The 16833-nt window shown below is 51.9% G+C and carries 20 protein-coding genes; 6 read left to right on the forward strand and 14 right to left on the reverse strand.

What is annotated here, in order from left to right:
• Positions 1-15: 15 nt before the first annotated feature.
• The 6 genes from mcsB to JOE21_RS14510 form a co-directional block, all read right to left on the reverse strand.
• Positions 16-1083, reverse strand: coding sequence for a protein-arginine kinase McsB (gene mcsB / locus JOE21_RS14485; RefSeq protein ID WP_309867672.1), 1068 nt, complete (start codon positions 1081-1083; stop codon positions 16-18).
• Between the two features lie 16 nt (positions 1084-1099).
• Positions 1100-1627 carry a protein-arginine kinase activator protein McsA gene (gene mcsA, locus JOE21_RS14490; protein ID WP_309867674.1) on the reverse strand — a complete coding sequence of 176 codons (528 nt, stop codon included), beginning with the start codon at positions 1625-1627 and terminating at the stop codon, positions 1100-1102.
• 5 nt (positions 1628-1632) lie between these two features.
• Positions 1633-2103: a CtsR family transcriptional regulator gene (locus tag JOE21_RS14495; protein ID WP_309867677.1), complete on the reverse strand. Its 471-nt coding sequence runs from the start codon at positions 2101-2103 to the stop codon at positions 1633-1635.
• Positions 2104-2602: 499 nt separating this feature from the next.
• Positions 2603-3292, reverse strand: coding sequence for an MgtC/SapB family protein (locus tag JOE21_RS14500; RefSeq protein ID WP_309867679.1), 690 nt, complete (start codon positions 3290-3292; stop codon positions 2603-2605).
• A 15-nt stretch (positions 3293-3307) separates the two neighbouring features.
• On the reverse strand, positions 3308-3997 hold the full coding sequence (locus JOE21_RS14505) for an HAD family hydrolase (RefSeq protein ID WP_309867681.1): 690 nt from the start codon (positions 3995-3997) through the stop codon (positions 3308-3310).
• 558 nt (positions 3998-4555) lie between these two features.
• Positions 4556-5554 carry an aromatic acid exporter family protein gene (locus JOE21_RS14510; protein ID WP_309867684.1) on the reverse strand — a complete coding sequence of 333 codons (999 nt, stop codon included), beginning with the start codon at positions 5552-5554 and terminating at the stop codon, positions 4556-4558.
• Positions 5555-5989: 435 nt separating this feature from the next.
• Here JOE21_RS14510 and JOE21_RS14515 point away from each other — a divergent pair, with 435 nt between their 5' ends.
• From JOE21_RS14515 to JOE21_RS14535, 5 genes are all read left to right on the forward strand, one after another.
• Entirely contained in the window at positions 5990-7312 is a 1323-nt protein-coding gene (locus tag JOE21_RS14515) for an alkaline phosphatase (protein WP_309867687.1), read from the forward strand.
• 172 nt (positions 7313-7484) lie between these two features.
• Positions 7485-7652 (forward strand): hypothetical protein, encoded by a 168-nt coding sequence (locus JOE21_RS14520; protein WP_309867690.1) that lies wholly within the window; start codon positions 7485-7487, stop codon positions 7650-7652.
• A gap of 143 nt (positions 7653-7795) precedes the next feature.
• Positions 7796-8032, forward strand: a complete 237-nt coding sequence (locus JOE21_RS14525) for a hypothetical protein (protein ID WP_309867692.1) — start codon at positions 7796-7798, stop codon at positions 8030-8032.
• Positions 8033-8281: 249 nt separating this feature from the next.
• Positions 8282-9178 (forward strand): ABC transporter ATP-binding protein, encoded by an 897-nt coding sequence (locus JOE21_RS14530; protein ID WP_309867695.1) that lies wholly within the window; start codon positions 8282-8284, stop codon positions 9176-9178.
• Positions 9162-9986 carry an ABC transporter permease gene (locus JOE21_RS14535; protein WP_309867697.1) on the forward strand — a complete coding sequence of 275 codons (825 nt, stop codon included), beginning with the start codon at positions 9162-9164 and terminating at the stop codon, positions 9984-9986. The genes JOE21_RS14530 and JOE21_RS14535 overlap by 17 nt, the downstream gene beginning before the upstream one ends.
• A 58-nt stretch (positions 9987-10044) precedes the next feature.
• Here JOE21_RS14535 and JOE21_RS14540 read toward each other — a convergent pair whose 3' ends face one another.
• The 5 genes from JOE21_RS14540 to JOE21_RS14560 all read right to left on the reverse strand — a co-directional run bounded on the left by JOE21_RS14540 (position 10045) and on the right by JOE21_RS14560 (position 13267).
• Positions 10045-11142, reverse strand: coding sequence for a site-2 protease family protein (locus tag JOE21_RS14540; protein ID WP_309867699.1), 1098 nt, complete (start codon positions 11140-11142; stop codon positions 10045-10047).
• Between the two features lie 259 nt (positions 11143-11401).
• A complete protein-coding gene (locus JOE21_RS14545) occupies positions 11402-11632 on the reverse strand; it encodes a response regulator transcription factor (protein WP_374709385.1) in 231 nt (76 codons plus the stop codon).
• Positions 11633-11671: 39 nt separating this feature from the next.
• Entirely contained in the window at positions 11672-12367 is a 696-nt protein-coding gene (locus JOE21_RS14550; RefSeq protein WP_309867702.1) for a hypothetical protein, read from the reverse strand.
• Positions 12368-12395: 28 nt separating this feature from the next.
• On the reverse strand, positions 12396-12953 hold the full coding sequence (locus JOE21_RS14555) for a stage II sporulation protein M (protein WP_309867705.1): 558 nt from the start codon (positions 12951-12953) through the stop codon (positions 12396-12398).
• 149 nt (positions 12954-13102) lie between these two features.
• Positions 13103-13267: a hypothetical protein gene (locus JOE21_RS14560; protein ID WP_309867707.1), complete on the reverse strand. Its 165-nt coding sequence runs from the start codon at positions 13265-13267 to the stop codon at positions 13103-13105.
• Positions 13268-13583: 316 nt separating this feature from the next.
• On the opposite strand from JOE21_RS14560, the gene JOE21_RS14565 reads away from it, so the two are divergent.
• Positions 13584-13865, forward strand: a complete 282-nt coding sequence (locus JOE21_RS14565; RefSeq protein ID WP_309867710.1) for a response regulator transcription factor — start codon at positions 13584-13586, stop codon at positions 13863-13865.
• A gap of 4 nt (positions 13866-13869) precedes the next feature.
• On the opposite strand, the gene JOE21_RS14570 is transcribed toward JOE21_RS14565, so the two are convergent.
• The 3 genes from JOE21_RS14570 to JOE21_RS14580 are packed head-to-tail and all read right to left on the reverse strand — an operon-like array spanning position 13870 to position 16825.
• Entirely contained in the window at positions 13870-15069 is a 1200-nt protein-coding gene (locus tag JOE21_RS14570) for an ABC transporter permease (RefSeq protein WP_309867711.1), read from the reverse strand.
• Positions 15066-15755: an ABC transporter ATP-binding protein gene (locus JOE21_RS14575; protein WP_309867713.1), complete on the reverse strand. Its 690-nt coding sequence runs from the start codon at positions 15753-15755 to the stop codon at positions 15066-15068. Before JOE21_RS14575 ends, JOE21_RS14570 begins: the two co-directional genes overlap by 4 nt.
• A complete protein-coding gene (locus JOE21_RS14580) occupies positions 15752-16825 on the reverse strand; it encodes an efflux RND transporter periplasmic adaptor subunit (RefSeq protein WP_309867715.1) in 1074 nt (357 codons plus the stop codon). The genes JOE21_RS14575 and JOE21_RS14580 overlap by 4 nt, the downstream gene beginning before the upstream one ends.
• Positions 16826-16833: the final 8 nt, after the last annotated feature.

Genomic DNA, 16833 nt, shown 5'->3' on the forward strand with positions numbered 1-16833 from the left:
CGCTTTTGGGGAATATCAGTCCTGTTTATGGATATGTTCCCGAATCAGTGCCGCCCGACGCATATCCCTCTCATCGGAGTCCAACCGCATCCGGGCATGTTGCTGCAAAAATCCGGGCTGTGTTTTCACCATCAATTCGTTCATCACATTGGCGGATACCGATGACAAAAGGCCAAGGTCCACACCCAGCCTCACATCGGAGAGGCGCTCCATCGCTTCCTTTGAGCTGATGATCCGCGCGTGTGCCAAAACACCAAACGAGCGGTGAACCCGATCCTCCAACTGGGTGCGCATCGTTTCCATCAGGCGCTCACGGGCATTTTTTTCATGCTCGATCATTTGGCGAACGACACTTTGCAGCTTGTCGATGATCTCCTGTTCCGCCTGACCCAAGGTGACTTGGTTGGATACCTGGTACAGATTGCCCAGGGCTTCCGACCCTTCCCCATATATCCCCCTCACGGCCAAACCGACCTGCGTGATGGCGGGAAACAGCCGGTTCATCTGCTGTGTCATCGCCAAGGCAGGCAAATGCACCATCACCGATGCCCGGATCCCGGTGCCCACATTGGTGGGACAACTAGTCAGATAACCGCTCTTTTCGCTGAAAGCGTAGGAAAGCGTATTTTCAAACCCATTATCCAGCTCGTCGGCCAGCCGCCATGCCTGATCTGTTTGCAGGCCTGGAAAGAGGCACTGGATCCGGAGATGGTCTTCTTCATTGATCATAATGCTGACCGCTTCGTTTTTGGAGAGAATGACGGCTCCATGACGTGATTCCTCCGCCAGATGGGGACTGATGAGATGCTTTTCCACCAGCACCCGCTTTTCCAGATCGGATAAGTCATCCATCCGAATCAGCTCGGCTTCCCGGATAACAAGATCAACCGGATTTTGGCGCAACGCTTCCTCCACTTTCCGCACCACTTCCGCCGATTGGCTGGAGGTGGCCAACATGGGAAAAGGGAGCCCGGACAAGTTGCGAGCAATGCGGACACGGCTGGAGATGACGATATCCGACTGCGGGCCCTCCCCTCGCATCCACTCACTCAGCGCGTGTTCGGTGAACCGTCGGAGTGACATGTCAACTCCCTCCTCCTTACCCTTGCAATTTTTCCTGAAGCGAGCGAATCCGGTCTCGCAACCGTGCCGCTTCTTCAAATTCTTCGTTCCGGATGCACTTGGACAATTCATCCCGTAATTGTTCCATTTCGCGACGGAGCTTCAACTTTCCTCCGGTTCGCCGCGGCACTTTTCCCCGGTGAGCCGTATGGCCGTGAACACGGCGGAACAGGGGATCCAACCGTTCACCGAAAGCCTGATAGCAATCACTGCACCCGAAGCGTCCAATCTTGCTGAATTGGCTGTATGTGAGACCACAGGTAGAACAACGTAAACCGGAAGGGCTTCCTTCCTGGCCGCGGGGTTTCCCCTCTGAGACGGGGGTATCCATGTTCAACAGACCGGATAACAGATGATGGATGGAAAACCCTCCATCAAAACCCGGCATCTGCTCCCCCTTATCTCGTGCGCACCCATCACAGAGATGGAATTCGGTCTTCTCCCCGTTGATTATTTTGGTGTAGTGTAGGGTGGCCGGACGCTTACCGCATTCCTGGCACTGCATCGGGGTCACTCTCCTTTGCTGGCGAATAGCGTCGTCACAACGGAACGCAGCATGCGCGCCCGCACTTTATCCCGCAGGGGAATCGGCAGATCCAGCACCTCTCGGGAAACCAACTTTTTCACCATATGCGCTTCCCGCACAGTCATCCACCTTTCATCCTGGAGGCGTGCAATCAGATCTTCGGCGGCTGATTGGCTCAGCTGGTTGCCGATCATACGAAGGAGCATATCATAGTGAGCTTTGGGAGTGACAAAGCGCACCTTCCGGATGCGGATGTAACCGCCGCCGCCCCGCTTGCTTTCCACTACGTAACCTTTTTCCACAGTGAACCGGGTGCTAATCACATAGTTAATCTGGGACGGGACGCATTGAAACAGATCCGCCAACTCGCTTCGCTTCACCTGAATGGTTCCCGAAGGAGCTTCCCGCAATGTTTTTATGAGATATCGTTCAATGATGTCTGAGATACTCGACATCGGAGAACCTCCCGCTGATTTTAGCTGACTTTGACTGACTTTGACCTTACGCCTTTATTATAGCGAATCGATGGATGGTTGCCAAGAGGCGCACATGAAGCACATATCCCGCTTTAGGGCGTGTCTGATAAATCTGTGGCGGGATCCCGGGTCGGTATGGCTGTCTTCGTTTCGTTGCAAAAAGCGCAAAGGCTCTCCGCCAGCCACACCGACCCTCTCTTGTTCTTGCGAAAAATTGAATTACCAGACAGGCCCTAGTCACTTCGTTCCCAGTCCCGTGATGCACTCACAGCCACCAGTCTCGCCTTTGGTTCCTTTCGTTCCCAGGTCTCGCGATGCACTCATAGATCACAAGTCTCGCCATTGGTCACTTCGTTCCCAGGTCTCGCTATGACCCGCTACTCACCATTGTAACCCCCGTCTCCCTTTTCATACGGTTTACACCTCTGTCAGAATCGGAGTTCCCCCACGAAAAAACGCCTGATATCCTTTGGGTCCGTCAGTCCACGTAAACACTTTTTACTCCCGATATCTCCCGCACAATCTCGATGATCTCCGTCACCTTTTTATCGGGGGGGAGCCGGAGGGTAAAGGTGATTTCCACTACTGATTCCTCCCCATCATCAATCAACACCTGCCGGATGGAGGTCCCCGCCTTCCCCATGGCCGTGCTCAGTTCTCCCAATAAACCCGGTTGGTCTACCGCATGGATTCGAACCACTTTGAGCCGTTTACGGTGGAAGAGAATTCCCTCCGCCCGATTCAACAGCTCCAAGCTGACCAAGGCGATAATGGTGGTTAACGCTGCTTCAAAATGAAGGCCGCACCCCACCGCCAATCCAATCGCCGCCACCACCCACAACGACGCGGCGGTGGTTAAGCCGCTGACGGTAAATCCCTGGCGCAGGATGGTTCCCGCTCCCAAAAAGCCGATTCCGCTCACCACTTGCGCAGCGATACGATCAGGCGAAAACCGCACTTGACTTTCTTCCATAAATGGGGCAAAACCATAGATCGAGATCAACATGATCAGAGCCGAACCGGTACAAACCAGTATATGCGTGCGAAATCCGGCGGGATGGTTGTTTCGCTCCCGTTCCCATCCGATCAATCCCCCCAACAAAGTGGCGATCAACAATCGAACAGCCGTTTCCCCATAGGGAATCACCCATACACTGTCTCCTTCCATCTCCACCCCTCCTTTTTATCGCCAGGCGGCTTCTTTTAACCAGCCTTCCAAATCCTCAAAAGACGAAAGGATAAAATCAGCCCCGTCCAGTTCATCCCCCCGGCCAAACTGCGGGTATCCGGCATAACGACATCCCACCACCCACAGATTGTTCATTTTTCCTGCACGAACATCAGAGCTGCGGTCCCCGATCATGACACCATGATGGACGGCGTGTTCCTTTATCAGCTTTTCCACTAGCCTCTCTTTCTCTCCTATTCCCTGTTCACCGGCAGAATAGACCGCGGTAAAGAGGGGAGCCAAGTGAAAGGTTTGCAAGATCCCCCGTATGTATGGACCCAATCCGTTACTAGCAATAAACAGCCGGTGTCCATTTCGATGGAGACGATGAAGGGTCGCTTCTACCCCCGGATACAATTCGCCCATCCCCTGTTCCAAACCCTTCAGTTCCTCTTCTAGCCACCAGCTGTCCGCCGTTTCCCTCACGTTTTTCTCCGTCCCCGGCAACAACCGTTCCCAAATGTCGTGCAGTGTCAAACCGAACACGGCTTGAATGGCGCGCTCATCCGGCGCCTCTCTCACGGAAAACCCCGCCTCCTTCAAGCGGCGAAAGGTTCGATGAAAAGCCGGAACTGCCACCTTTTCCGTCTGGAACAGCGTTCCATCCATATCAAAAATAAGATCCGGTTTTGTCGTATTTGTCATTGGCTTCTCTACTCCCCTGTCGTTTAGCTATGATGTCCCAAGAAGGGGTGTGAAACCCATTCTCTGTTGTTTATATCGATATTTCTATTGGTACCTCTCCATCACTATATTTCATTTATAGGGGATGATCGGCTTCCCCCAAAGCTTGTCCTCCCTGTTTGGATAAAAAGATCACCCCTGAAAGAAAACGCATCTACTCTCGGGGTGAAGGGATCCGACTTTTTAGTTGAACAAACGGAATACCCGATTGGGAGCAGGTTGAATCCGCTTATCCATTTGTTACGGGTACAAAAAGCGTCGAATGAATCGATAATCATGACAAAGCGGAATCTGATGAACACCGGTAAGGGAATAATCTTGTGTCCGACTCTATCAGACACTGACAAACATACCGCGGAACACGGCCCCACCACCACGATCCGGCCGAAGAAACGGTGAGAGTTTTAAACGTCATTTTGGACTGACAACGGAAACACTGCTATCGGCAGAAATTTAATTTGATCGAGAAAAGTTAAAACTGCTTGGATGCCCACCCGTTTCACCTACGTGAACGGGACGTCAAGACTGGGGGCGACCCGTCAAGCGCTGTTCCCAACGAATATAGTGGGACCATTCCCGCAACAGCTGGTAGAGAGCGGAACGCGTTTCAAACTCCTCCCTGGTGGCGGGAAGTTCATCGGCGCGGAAGCTTTCATATAAACGAGCCAATTCCTCCATCGAATGAAGCTCCCTCTCGTCTCTCGCAACGGCTTTTCCTTCTACCCACGCTTCCAGCAGCCCGGCGATCGGATCGCCGTGGGGATCCTGCCCCCGCAGCGAATGGAGCAGTGGATCCATCCGTTCCAATCCGTAAAACTGCTGTTTCCGTACATCCAAATAGCGCTGAAAAGATCCTTTTCCTCGAAACAGGTGATTCTCCACATCGGAACGACCCAGCTCCTCCGCTTGTTGCATCAACGTTTTCAGCCGTTCCAGCTCCTGATCCGGCCAACGGCTTTCCCCCGCCCGGATGCTTTCGGCCACCCGCAGCAACGATTCGTCAAATGCCTGATCAATCTGCTTTCGCATCCGCTCCATTCGTTGCTCTAAATGGGGCATATGAAGATTTAACACCAACGCCATTACCACACCGATAAGGATCAGTGCCATCTCATTGAGGAATATGGAGGCGTTCCATTCCTTGTACAAAAATATATGAAAAATAACCACCGCACTGATTACGAGGCCCTCCTGAATGTTTAGACGAGCAGCCAGCGGGATAAACAACAAGAAGAACAAAATCACAGCCGGTATGTTGTACCCAGCCAAAGTAAACACCAGACCGCTCGCCAGCAGGGCCAAAAAACCACTCAACAGACGGGAAAACGCGGCTGTAACCGAGCGCTTGATCGTAGGCTGGATGCACAGCATGGTGATGACACCCGCCATCGTGTAATGATCCAAACCCCACTCCCGTGCCAACCATACCGATAAACCGGTTCCCAACGCGGTCTTTATTGTTCGGTATCCAATCTTTAATCGAAGCTTTCGCTTTCTTTCCAGGGTGTACCCCTCCATGCTCACGCAGATGATGAACTAGTACTTGGGCCTGTCTGATAAATCCGTCGGGTGAAATTCCGGGTCGGTCGGGTTGTTTTCCGTCTTTGTTCCCATGCACTCACAGAGCACCAGTGACGCCTCGGTCACATTCGTTCTCGCTATGTGTGGCAAGTCACACCGCCGTAAGACAAAGCCTCCCTATACGAACAACACACTAGAAACATGAACCTCGCACCTGTTTCTATTATACCCCCCTTTTTCAATACCCGAAAACAAGCCCCCTGCACGAAACATCCGTTTTCCACCCCTTCTACTGCTCCGTACATAACGATTACAAATAATATATAAGAATTTTGTAATAGTAAAAAAAATCATGATGAAATAACAACACGTTTACTTGCTATAGGCAACATCGGTTGTGGATACTAATATTCGAGGGAGTGGATCATTTTCATGTGGAAAAAGTGGCCAAACGTTGCCTTGGTTCTCTCGTTGTTGGTCTCCGTGTTCTCGCTGTCCCTTTTCGTTAATGCGGAAGCGGAGAAATTTCCGCTTGCTGAAGATCCGGTAAAAAACGTGATCTTCTTGATTCCCGACGGGTTTGATTCCTCTTATGCCACCAATTACCGTTGGTTTAAGGGGTCTACTCCCGTATGGGACAACATGCTTGTCGGAATGATGAAGACCGATTCCAACAGCTCCAAGGTGACGGATTCTGCTGCAGCCGGAACGGCAATGGCCACCGGAGTAAAAACGGATAACGGTAAAATCAGTGTCGACCCCCAAGGCCAGGAATTGCAAACCATCCTGGAAGCTTCGATTGAAGCCGGGAAGTCTTCCGGCCTGGTTGCCACTTCCACCATCACCCACGCCACTCCCGCCGTGTTTGCATCCCATGTCGCTTCCCGTGCCGACGAAGCCGACATCGCTCCCCAACTATTGGAGCGGGTGGACGTTCTGCTGGGTGGAGGCAAAAAATTCTTTCTGCCTGAATCCAAAGGCGGAAAACAAAAAGAACGCAATTTGATCCGTGAAGCCCGCCGTGACGGATATCAATGGGTTCAAAACAAGAACCAGCTGCAAAAAGCGGACTCCGATAAACTGCTGGGCCTTTTTGCCGATGACACGATGGCACCTGAACTGCATCGTGAAGAGACGAGAGAGCCCAGCCTGCGGGAGATGACGGAAAAATCCATTCAAACCCTGAATAAGAATGAACAAGGCTTTTTTCTGATGGTAGAAGGCAGCCAAATCGACTGGGCCGGTCACGCCCACGACGCCGCCTGGGCCATGCATGACACCGCCGCTTTTGAACAAGCGGTGAAAGCCGCTGTCGACTTCGCCAAAAAGGACGGCAACACCCTGGTCGTGGTGGCCGGCGACCATGAAACCAGCGGCATGTCCGTCGGCGGTTATGGACAATACGCGGCCAAACCGGAAATTCTCCGCGATGTCACTGCCACCGGAGAGCGGATGGCAACAAAGTTGAACAAAAAACGCAGCAATGCCAAAACGGTCTTAAAAACATACGCCAACCTCGACATCACTCAGAAAGAAGCCCAGCGAATCCTAGACGCTCACGATCCGACCGACGCCATTAATGCGATCATAAGCGAACACGCTCTGATCGGCTGGTCCAGCAGCGTACATACCGGTGTGGACGTTCCCCTGTACGCCTACGGTCCCGGTTCCGAGCATTTCAGCAGTTTAAAAGATAACACGGATCTTCCCACATTGATGGCCCGAGCCATGAACATCGAATTCGCCCAAAAGTAGATCTGTTCCAAGCCCCGATCACAGCAGTGGATCGGGGTTTTTTAATCGAACATCGGCTAATTTTCACACTGGGCTTTATTTTTTGAAAAAATCCGTTGACACGGTCGCTTCGTGCGAAGTACAATCAAAGTGCTTTTGTTTGTGACACTATTTATGAAAGGAGGTCGTCGACATGATGTTACAACTGACAGTGATCCACCATAAATTTCGTCTGCCCTTTGCTGCTTGCACCGGGGGCAACATCCGTCTGGCACTCACAGGTGCTTACTTCGGGAGTGGTGTGTCCATTTTCGGTCATTTATTCCGGCGACCTCCGGCTTGGGGATCTGTTCCCCGTTAATCCACTATTACGTGGTTAACCCCGCCGCAGGTCGTTTCCGGCCTGCGGCTTTTTGATGCCTTCTGCGCGTATGCGCGGAGAGCCATGCCACAGACCGGATTTCGGTCTGTGGCGTTTTTTATCTTCTAAAGGAGGTTTTCCCTATGTTTCACAATCCTTACTTTCTGGAATGTCATCAGCGGGAGCGGGAACGGGCGATGGAATCGTTTCATCGCCAACCCCGTCACATCCGCCCCTCTCTGTATCACCGAATACGCAAGGGGCTCGCGCGTCTGCTCCGCCGACCCCCAGCCCCATCCCCTACCGTCCATACCGATGGTGTCTTCTCTTATGACGAGGGACGGAGAACAAAAGATCCGGCCGCGCCAAGGGAGCAGTGAGGGTACCCCTCACGGGTCCTGGACTCAGAATATCCCCATCCGACTAGGGCCTGTCTGGTCATTCATTTTTCCATGAGAAAAAGGGAGTGTTGGTATGGCTTTTGGTTCGACTTTGCACTCGCAGAGCACAAGTCTCGCCTGGGTCACTTTCGTACGCTTTTTGCAACGAAACGAAGACAGCCATACCGGCCCGGGGTCTCGCACTACGGATTGTTCAGACATGCCATAAGCAAAAAGGAGTGTTGCGTGATGCCCCAACTGATCGAACGACAAACCGATTCGTTGTCTCCCCAAGTCCGAGTGCACCAAACTGAGAACATCGACAGTGAAGTCGCCATTTGCTGCCATCAAGCCTGTAAACGATTTTCTGAATGGGTGGAGGGAAGCCGCAGTTTGAAAAACGCATTCCGCGGCGAAAAAAAATGGGTTCATGCGGTCAATCACGTTTCGTTTGAGGTCAAACGGGGCGAGATTTTCGGCATCCTGGGTCCCAACGGATCCGGCAAATCGACATTAATCCGTTTAATCTCCACCTTACTCTTGCCCGATGATGGAACCATTACCGTCTTCGGAAAAGATGTATCCACCCATCATCTCGAAGTGCGGCGCTGGATCAACCGGGTTTCAGTGGAAGCTTCCTTTTTCAAAAAGCTGTCCGCCGTGGAAAACCTGCGTTACGCTGCTCGTCTGTATGGCTTGCCGGTGGAGGCGGCTCAAGAAAAAGCCCTATCCATCCTGACCCGGTTGGGCATTTCCCGCAATAAAGCATTCTCCCCCCTGGAGACCCACTCCAGGGGCATGCAGCAAAAGGTGGCCATCGCCCGGGCGTTGATGACCTCGCCCGTGCTCATTCTGCTGGATGAACCCACCACCGGTCTCGACCCCAAATCGAAGCGGGATGTACAACAGTATGTGGAGGAAGTCAAACAGACCCATGATGCCACCATGATTCTAACCACGCATGATATGGACGAAGCCGAACGTCTCTGTGACCGCATTGCCATCATCGACAAGGGCACACTCATCGCATTGGATACACCGGAACAATTGAAAAAACAAGTAGGAACCGATTCGCTGGAGGAAGTGTTCTTTCAGCTGACAGGGAAAGATTGGGAGGATGTGTTGGCTGATGAAGACAGCAACTAAGCTCGCCCTGGAATGGTCCGGCATGTTTGCCTTTGTGGAACGCAGCTTCCGCTTGATCCGCCGTTATCTCGCATGGGAAGGCGTTTTCCTTTTCTATACCGTGATCAACGCGCTTACCATCGGACTGATCGGGCTGTCGGAGGGAATCAGCCCCGACCGCCAGGAGGAAGTGGTTTTGTTTTTAGTGATCGGAGCGTTGTTCTGGGGATTTTTATCCGTAATTTTCGAAGAAATCTCCAACTCCATCACGTGGGAGCGTTGGGAGGGGACCATTGAATATACGTTTATGGCTCCCATCCATCGTTTTACTCATTTGGCGGGGATGTGCCTATTTGCGATCTTGTATGGATTGCTCCGCACCAGCATTGTCCTGCTGGTTGTCGCTTTCTTTTTCAACCTGCACATTCCTGCATCATCCCTCATCCATGCCCTGATCGTGTTAGCCGTAGGCAGCCCTGCCTTTATGGGGCTGGGACTGATCGCCGCCGTCTTCCCACTGCTGTCGCCGGAACGGGGTGCACAAGCCACTCACATCATTCAAGGGATCATCCTGTTGGTTTCCGGCATTTACTATTCGGTCGACGTACTCCCTGCTTGGTTATACCCCTTGTCCGTCATTTCACCGGGCACCTACGCCTTGGAAGCGGCCCGAGCCGCCATTTTACAGGGGGCTGGATTTGAGATGCTGTGGCCCCAGTTGGCCAAATTGCTCGTCATCGGAGTAGCCCTGATCCCGCTGGGGTTGTGGATTTTTTCCCGAGCGGAGGCGCACGCCATGCGTACCGGTAAATTGAAGCGAAACGGTTAAAACAAAAAACTCCCGTCTCCATCATCGACACTGGAGCGGGGTTTTTTTGATCCCATTTTCACGAAACAACGGCCGGCCCCGCCAGCGAAAAGCCGGTTAATTGAAACACCATGTACAACAGAAAGGCGCCCAGTCCGAAATAAACCAAGCCATACCCAAAGCGGGTCCGGGCCTTCACATTATAATAAGCCTCATCTTTCCGCAGAAAACCTTCCTCTTCTCCCGGAACATAAGTGAGCTGCAATTCCATGTGAACCGATGGACCCGTCTCTTCTTCCTCCACTCGGGTTTCCATCAGTCGCACGCCTTTGAAACGACCGGTAAAATCGTGAAGACGATGAATAATCCCCACCCCGGGGTAAACAATGTCACACCAATGCTCCCGATTTCGAAGTGTACAGTACTGTACAAATTCCAGCTCACGCTCGTGTTTCTCCCCTGGAATCCATACACCCATGTGATCAAACCGTTCGCGACCAAAACGGGCCGTGGCCTGCAACGTACGGACTTTTTGTCGTTTGCGGGGAAAGTATGTGTCCCACAATTGATAAGCAAACAATAACCAGATCAGCACCAGCAGAATATTAAACGTATAAAGAATAAGGAAAAGACCCGCCGCCAACCCGGCTGCCCAAAACCAGCGGGAAATAGCGGTGACGATTCGTCCCCCATCCAACGGATGGATCGGAAGTAAGTTGAAGAGGTTCAGGATGAAACCGATCAATGAGATGGGCAACAGTACATCCAAACCGCTCCACAGATAAAGAAGATAACAGGCAAATGCCCCTATAGTGCCCACCACCGGTCCTCCCAACGCCACGTAGGCTTCGGTAGCCGCATCCTGAGGCTGCTTTTTCAACGTGATCAGCGCTCCCACAAAGGGGATAAAGGCAGGGGCCGACACGGGTAATCTTTTTCGTTTGGCTGCCCAGACATGCCCCATCTCATGGATGAAGATCATCACTACCAAACCCAGAGAAAACGTCCATGGAAAAATCAGCGTGTAGACCACTACCGTGATGACCATACTCCAAAACGTACCGCCTGCTTTTCCCAGCTTCAACAGGGCGGGAATCGCTTGAACGGCCCTGCGGATCATCCCCCCCACTCGAGCAAACCATCCTGCCCCCCGCTTTTCTTTATGATTTGAACCCACCCAGGGCCCTCCTTCACGGTCAGATCCCACTACGACTCTCGATTATATTCCCCATGGAAGGGGAAACTACACTTGGCGCCAGCAACGGACGATTCTGTCGGAATGACAGGACAATCAAGGTACCGTAAAAAAGGCCCCTCGGACCTTTTCATCACTAGATCCTGGGCCTGGATGATCACCCGCCTATTATTTATGGTTATTTATGGAATCAAAATCTAAAGATTCCTAAAATTTAATAGACACTATACAGAAGATAATTTTATCTTAAATGCTCGGCTATATTAGCGGTTTGGGGATCACATATCCAGCCGATCTGATAAGCAAGCACCCCGATTTCCACCCGCGATCCGATATCCCATTTTTCCTTGATGGAGGAAACCATTTCACATACCCGTCTACGGCTGATATCCAAGCGATCCGCGATTTCTTCGTCTTTGTATCCCTTGGCAATCAATACGGCTACTTCACGCTCTCGATCCGTCAAAAGCATCTTGATCCTCCTTACGCTTGACGGTCACGTCTCACTTTTTTACGACTGTAGGCTGAACAGTGAGACGATCGCTGTAATGGCCAACCATGCCAGATAAGTGACGGACATCCCTTTCTTGATAGACAACCCTTCCCGCACGGACAACCCCCAGCCGAACAGAGTAACGGACCAGAGCAGAAAGATTTCCAATCGTGACAGGAATCCCTCCATCCCCATAAAGGAAAAATCCTCCCATAACACAAGCATACTGGTCAGATTGCGCATCTCATCCAACCCTACTCCCATGTTCCACGCCAATACCGCTTGAATCAATAACCCTATCACCACCGGTATATGCGAAAATACCCCGATTTCCACCAATCGGCGATAAGGGATCCACACTCGGAAAACCAACAAGACTCCTTTGACGACCAACGAAAACAACAATATGCTGACCAGAGGAGTTAAAAAGCCGGTAAAGATGGAAATACCCATGGTGATTAACCAAGCGGCATTCTCCAGCACCGCCACCTGGGAAGCATTCAGTCCGCTTATTTGCGGCAACGACTCTACCAGCGCACCCGTATCCGTATACCAGGTCATCCCCCCATACACCAATGCTGTAATCAAAGCATAACCCATTCCAACCAGAAAGAGGGGAGGTCGTTCATCCAACGAATGAAAAAACTGGCGTGGATGTGTGATTAAAATAAGAAAACGTTTTCCTTGTGGCCGAAAATGAACGGATGGGTTCATCCTCTTATCTCCTTTAAATTCTATCTCATCAAAACCATTCCATGATCCGGGGAGTCACATACACCTCTATGAAACCGGAAAAACTAAATAGTAAGCAAGAGCATACGATCAATGAAAAAAATTGCTTCCCCTCCTCCAGCCAGACAATCGTCTTCCCCTTCATATATGCAAATAGAATAAACAACGGGCGCAGTCCAGCCGCCGTAACCAGCCAAATGGCCGGGACTTCCACCACTCCGTGGGGGATCATTCCGGCAAAAACGGCCCATATCGACATCCGATCCCAAGCATCCACCATGGCGATACCAAACCAAACCCCATTGAGTATGCCAAAAAAGAGTGTGGGAAGAGATGCGAACAGTGCCCCAAACGCAAACAACAAACCCACCTTGATATTGTGTGAGGTCAACTCCCACCATGTGATCTCCACATCCCTGCCATGGGGAATCGAATGATCCGGCGTCAGGGCAAGCGCCTCAAGCTGCTTACCTAACGCCAACCCCATCAAAACACCTGCGATCATCAGTCCCGCTGCCAGAGTCAGACCCGGCTTCTCCCGTGCCAACATCCTGTAAATGGGATTCATGTTGACCATTCCACTCCATCTGCTAAAATAGGTTTAAAGAAAGCTCGGATGTGGCAGCTTCCATCCTATAGATAAAACGGTTCTATCCAATCAAAAGCAACATAAAATGGAGGTAGGAGGCGAATGGCCCCCCTCCTACCTCAAGCAGATCAGAAGTTACGGACAGCACCCTCACCGAAAGTCTGATACAGGAACAGTATGATGGGCTTGGCCCAAGACGGCACCGGCAGAGAAGAAATGCCTTGGCGAAGCAGGGCGATGATGTGTTCCACGAGAGCCGGATCCAAGCCCAGGGTGTTGAGCAATTCAAACATGATTTTCAACTCCTTTCCTTTACTGTAGATGCCCGTCCGAATAGTCGGGCATCTTCTATTTGGATTTTAAACCGATAAATAAAACCTTTGTACTTCACAAAAATGCAAAGTAGATAGCTCTTTTTTAGTCTGAAATTTTTGAATATTATTATGAAAAGAATTGGTAACATTTACGTAATGGTCTCATAAAAAATGTCGGAATAGGGAGGAGCCTATCAATGATATGTCGTAAGTGTATACAATGGTTGGTCGATATAGAAAAATTTTTTCACCATCTCCATTCTACTGAACTTTTACAACAAGAAGGAGGAGTAGAATGTACACCAACGGATTAAAAATTTCATCGATCGAAAGGGATGTCGCCCGTTTAATCGCAAAAGGATATAAGGACGAAGAAATTGCCCAAGAATTATATATCAGCAGACGATCGGTTGCCAAGTATGTCGCTTTGCTGAAAAAGAGATGGAAAGTACGCTCACGGGTATCCATCGGTGTGATGGTATGTCATTTGGGCTGGTTGGACCCATCGGACAAAGTCACCGCATTGCTAGAAAAAATGGATCGGCCGCCAACAGACGTTCCGATCCATGGACGATAGCCGCTCATTCCCACCTCAGACACTGGATGGGATCCAACTTGGCCGCTTTGTTGGCGGGAAGGATGCCGAATACGACCCCGAACAACATGGAAAACATCAAGGCCCCCATCGCCACAAGCGGACTGACCAACGCCGGTAAAGGGGACAGCCAGGCGATCAGGTTGGCGATTCCGGCTCCCGCCGCTAATCCTACGGCCCCTCCGATGACACACAGGGTGACGGACTCTACTAAAAATTGCATCAGGATTTTACCCCGGGTGGCACCGAGCGATTTTCGAATGCCGATCTCCCGGGTCCGTTCCGTCACGGAGACCAGCATGATATTCATCACACCAATTCCGCCCACCAACAGGGAAATGCCGGCAATGCATCCGATCACCAACGTCATAATCGTGGTCACTTGGTTGATCCCTTCGGCGATTTTCTCCAGGTTCATCACTTCATATTGGCCCTCGATGTTGTGGTTGGCCTCCAGAATCTTGATCGCTCGCTCTCCTACTGATTCGATTTGCTCAGGGGAATCGACTTGTAGCGTCACCCGATTAATCTCCCCTTGACCGAAGATCCGGTTCCACACCTTATCCGGGATATAGACAGACTGGAAGTCAAATCCTCCAAAAAGCCCTTCCTGTGGGGCCAACACCCCTATTACAACCACCGGTTGATTTTCAATCCGGATAATCTCGCCAACCGCTTTTCCGCCGTCACCAAATAACTCCTCTTCCACATTAGGACCAATTAAGGCACCGGCCAACCCGCTTTTGAAATCTTCCTCAGTGAAATGGCTCCCTTTTTCCACCTTGCGGCCGTCCAACTCCAACGTCTCACGGTTATTCATCCCAATAACCGTCGCACTATCCAGCCGTTTGTCACGGTATATCAGATTCCCGTCTCTCATATAGTTCGTGATGACCTTCTTCACCTCTGGGATATTCCCCAGCCCCCGGATGTCTTCCTCGGTAAAGAAGTCCGGGGGTATTTCTCCGTTGTTATCCATATAAAAATCGGTGCTCGGCTGGATGGAGACAGTATTTCCACTGCCCGCTAAGGACTGGGCCAGCTCGGTTGCCCCTCCCTGTCCGATGGCGACGATGATGATCACAGAGGATACACCGATCACGATTCCCAGCACGGTCAGGAGGGAGCGCAGCTTATGGGCGTATATGGCATCCAGGGCCATTCGCACGCTTTCCAGGAAATTCATGCCCCTCCCCTCCTCCAAGCGGTATCCTCCACAATCTCCCCATCCCGAATCCTCACCTGACGATCGGCATGACGGGCCACTTCCGGATCATGGGTGATCATGACAACGGTCTTTCCTTCCTTATGCAGTTCACGAAACAGGGCCAAAACCGTCTCTCCCGATCGGGTGTCCAAAGCCCCTGTCGGTTCATCTGCCAAGAGCAGCTTGGGACGGTTGACCAGTGCACGGGCGATAGCCACCCGCTGTTGCTGTCCTCCCGAGAGCTCCGCTGGGAAATGTTCCACCCTGTCGCTTAAGCCCACCCGTTCCAACGCCTCCCGGGAACGCTTCATCCGCTCTCGCTTGGCCGCTCCCGCATACACCAGCGGCAATTCCACATTGCGGAGGGCGTTCATACGGGGGAGGAGCTGAAAATTTTGAAACACAAACCCGATGGTGCGGTTACGAAGTGTTGCCAATTGGCCCTCACTCGCCTGAGAAACTTCCATACCGTCTAACCGTACAGTTCCGCAGTCGGGCCGATCCAGACAGCCGATCAGATTCATGAGAGTGGATTTGCCGGAACCGGACGGTCCCATGATGGCCACAAATTCCCCCCTCCCCACTTCCAAGTGGATATTTCGAAGGACGGTAACGGCGATGGATCCGGTCCCGTAGGTTTTATCGATCCCTTCCAAGAGGATCATGGGATCACCACTTCCGCCCCGCTGGAAAGATCCTCAGGCGGGGCGGCGACGATGGAATCCGTCTTCCCGACCCCGGAAAGAATCTCCACGTGATCCGAATCGGAGGTCCCCGTCTTCACTTCCCGTTCCCGGACGATCCCCTTCTCTACCACGAATACCACATCCCGGTCGTTCCGTTCCACCACCGCAGAAGCGGGCAATCCGAGTGCTTTCTTTTCCGTGATGGTGATCTCCACCACCAGGTTGGAACCCAGCTTCAGGGGAGGCGGGTCGTCCAAGTGGATCTCCACCGGAAACACCACCTGGGAAGACTCCGCCTTCCCCCTTTCTTCAGGGGCAAAAGCCACCTCTTTCACGGTTCCCATCCACTCCCCTTTTTCAACCGAGTCGGAACGGACGATCACCGATTGGCCTTCTTTCACCTTGACTGCATCAAATTCCGACACTTCCGCATCCACTTTCAATTGCTTCAGATCCGCAACGGTAATCATTGGACCCCCGTTTTCTCCCATTTGTACCGACGGATTCACCCGGATGACGGTCCCTTTCTGTTCACTCTTTATAATTAACCCCGCATATTTTTGGCGCGCTTGTGACAACTGGCTTTCCGCTTGTGCCACTTCCAGATCCGCGACTCGGATTTGGTGGAGCACATCCTTTTCCGCATCGGAACCCCGACCGCCCGCTTGTTTACGAATATTTTCCAACTGCCGATACAAATCGGACCGTGACAACTTGGCCTGTTCCAGTCCCAACTCCGCCTGCCGGATTTCCCCGCCGCCGTCGGGGCTTCCATAGCGAACCAGCGCATCCCCTTTATCCACCGAATCTCCCGGCTTCACATGAATTTCCTCCACTGTGCCGCGTTCCGCCTGGAAGTATTCCTGTTGCTGTTTTCTCGATTCCAGCACTCCGGATGTCATGATCGTCTCCGTAAAGGTCTCCTGCTTCAGTCGCAACACTTCCACTTCCTGCGTCTTCCCCCCCTCGGATTGGTAGTAGGAGAAGGCGATCATCCCTGCGATGGTGACCACAATGGCGGCACCGATCCCTGCTTTTTTAAGGTTCATCGTGATTC

The sequence above is a fragment of the Desmospora profundinema genome, from assembly GCF_031454155.1.
GTDB lineage: Bacteria > Bacillota > Bacilli > Thermoactinomycetales > DSM-45169 > Desmospora > Desmospora profundinema.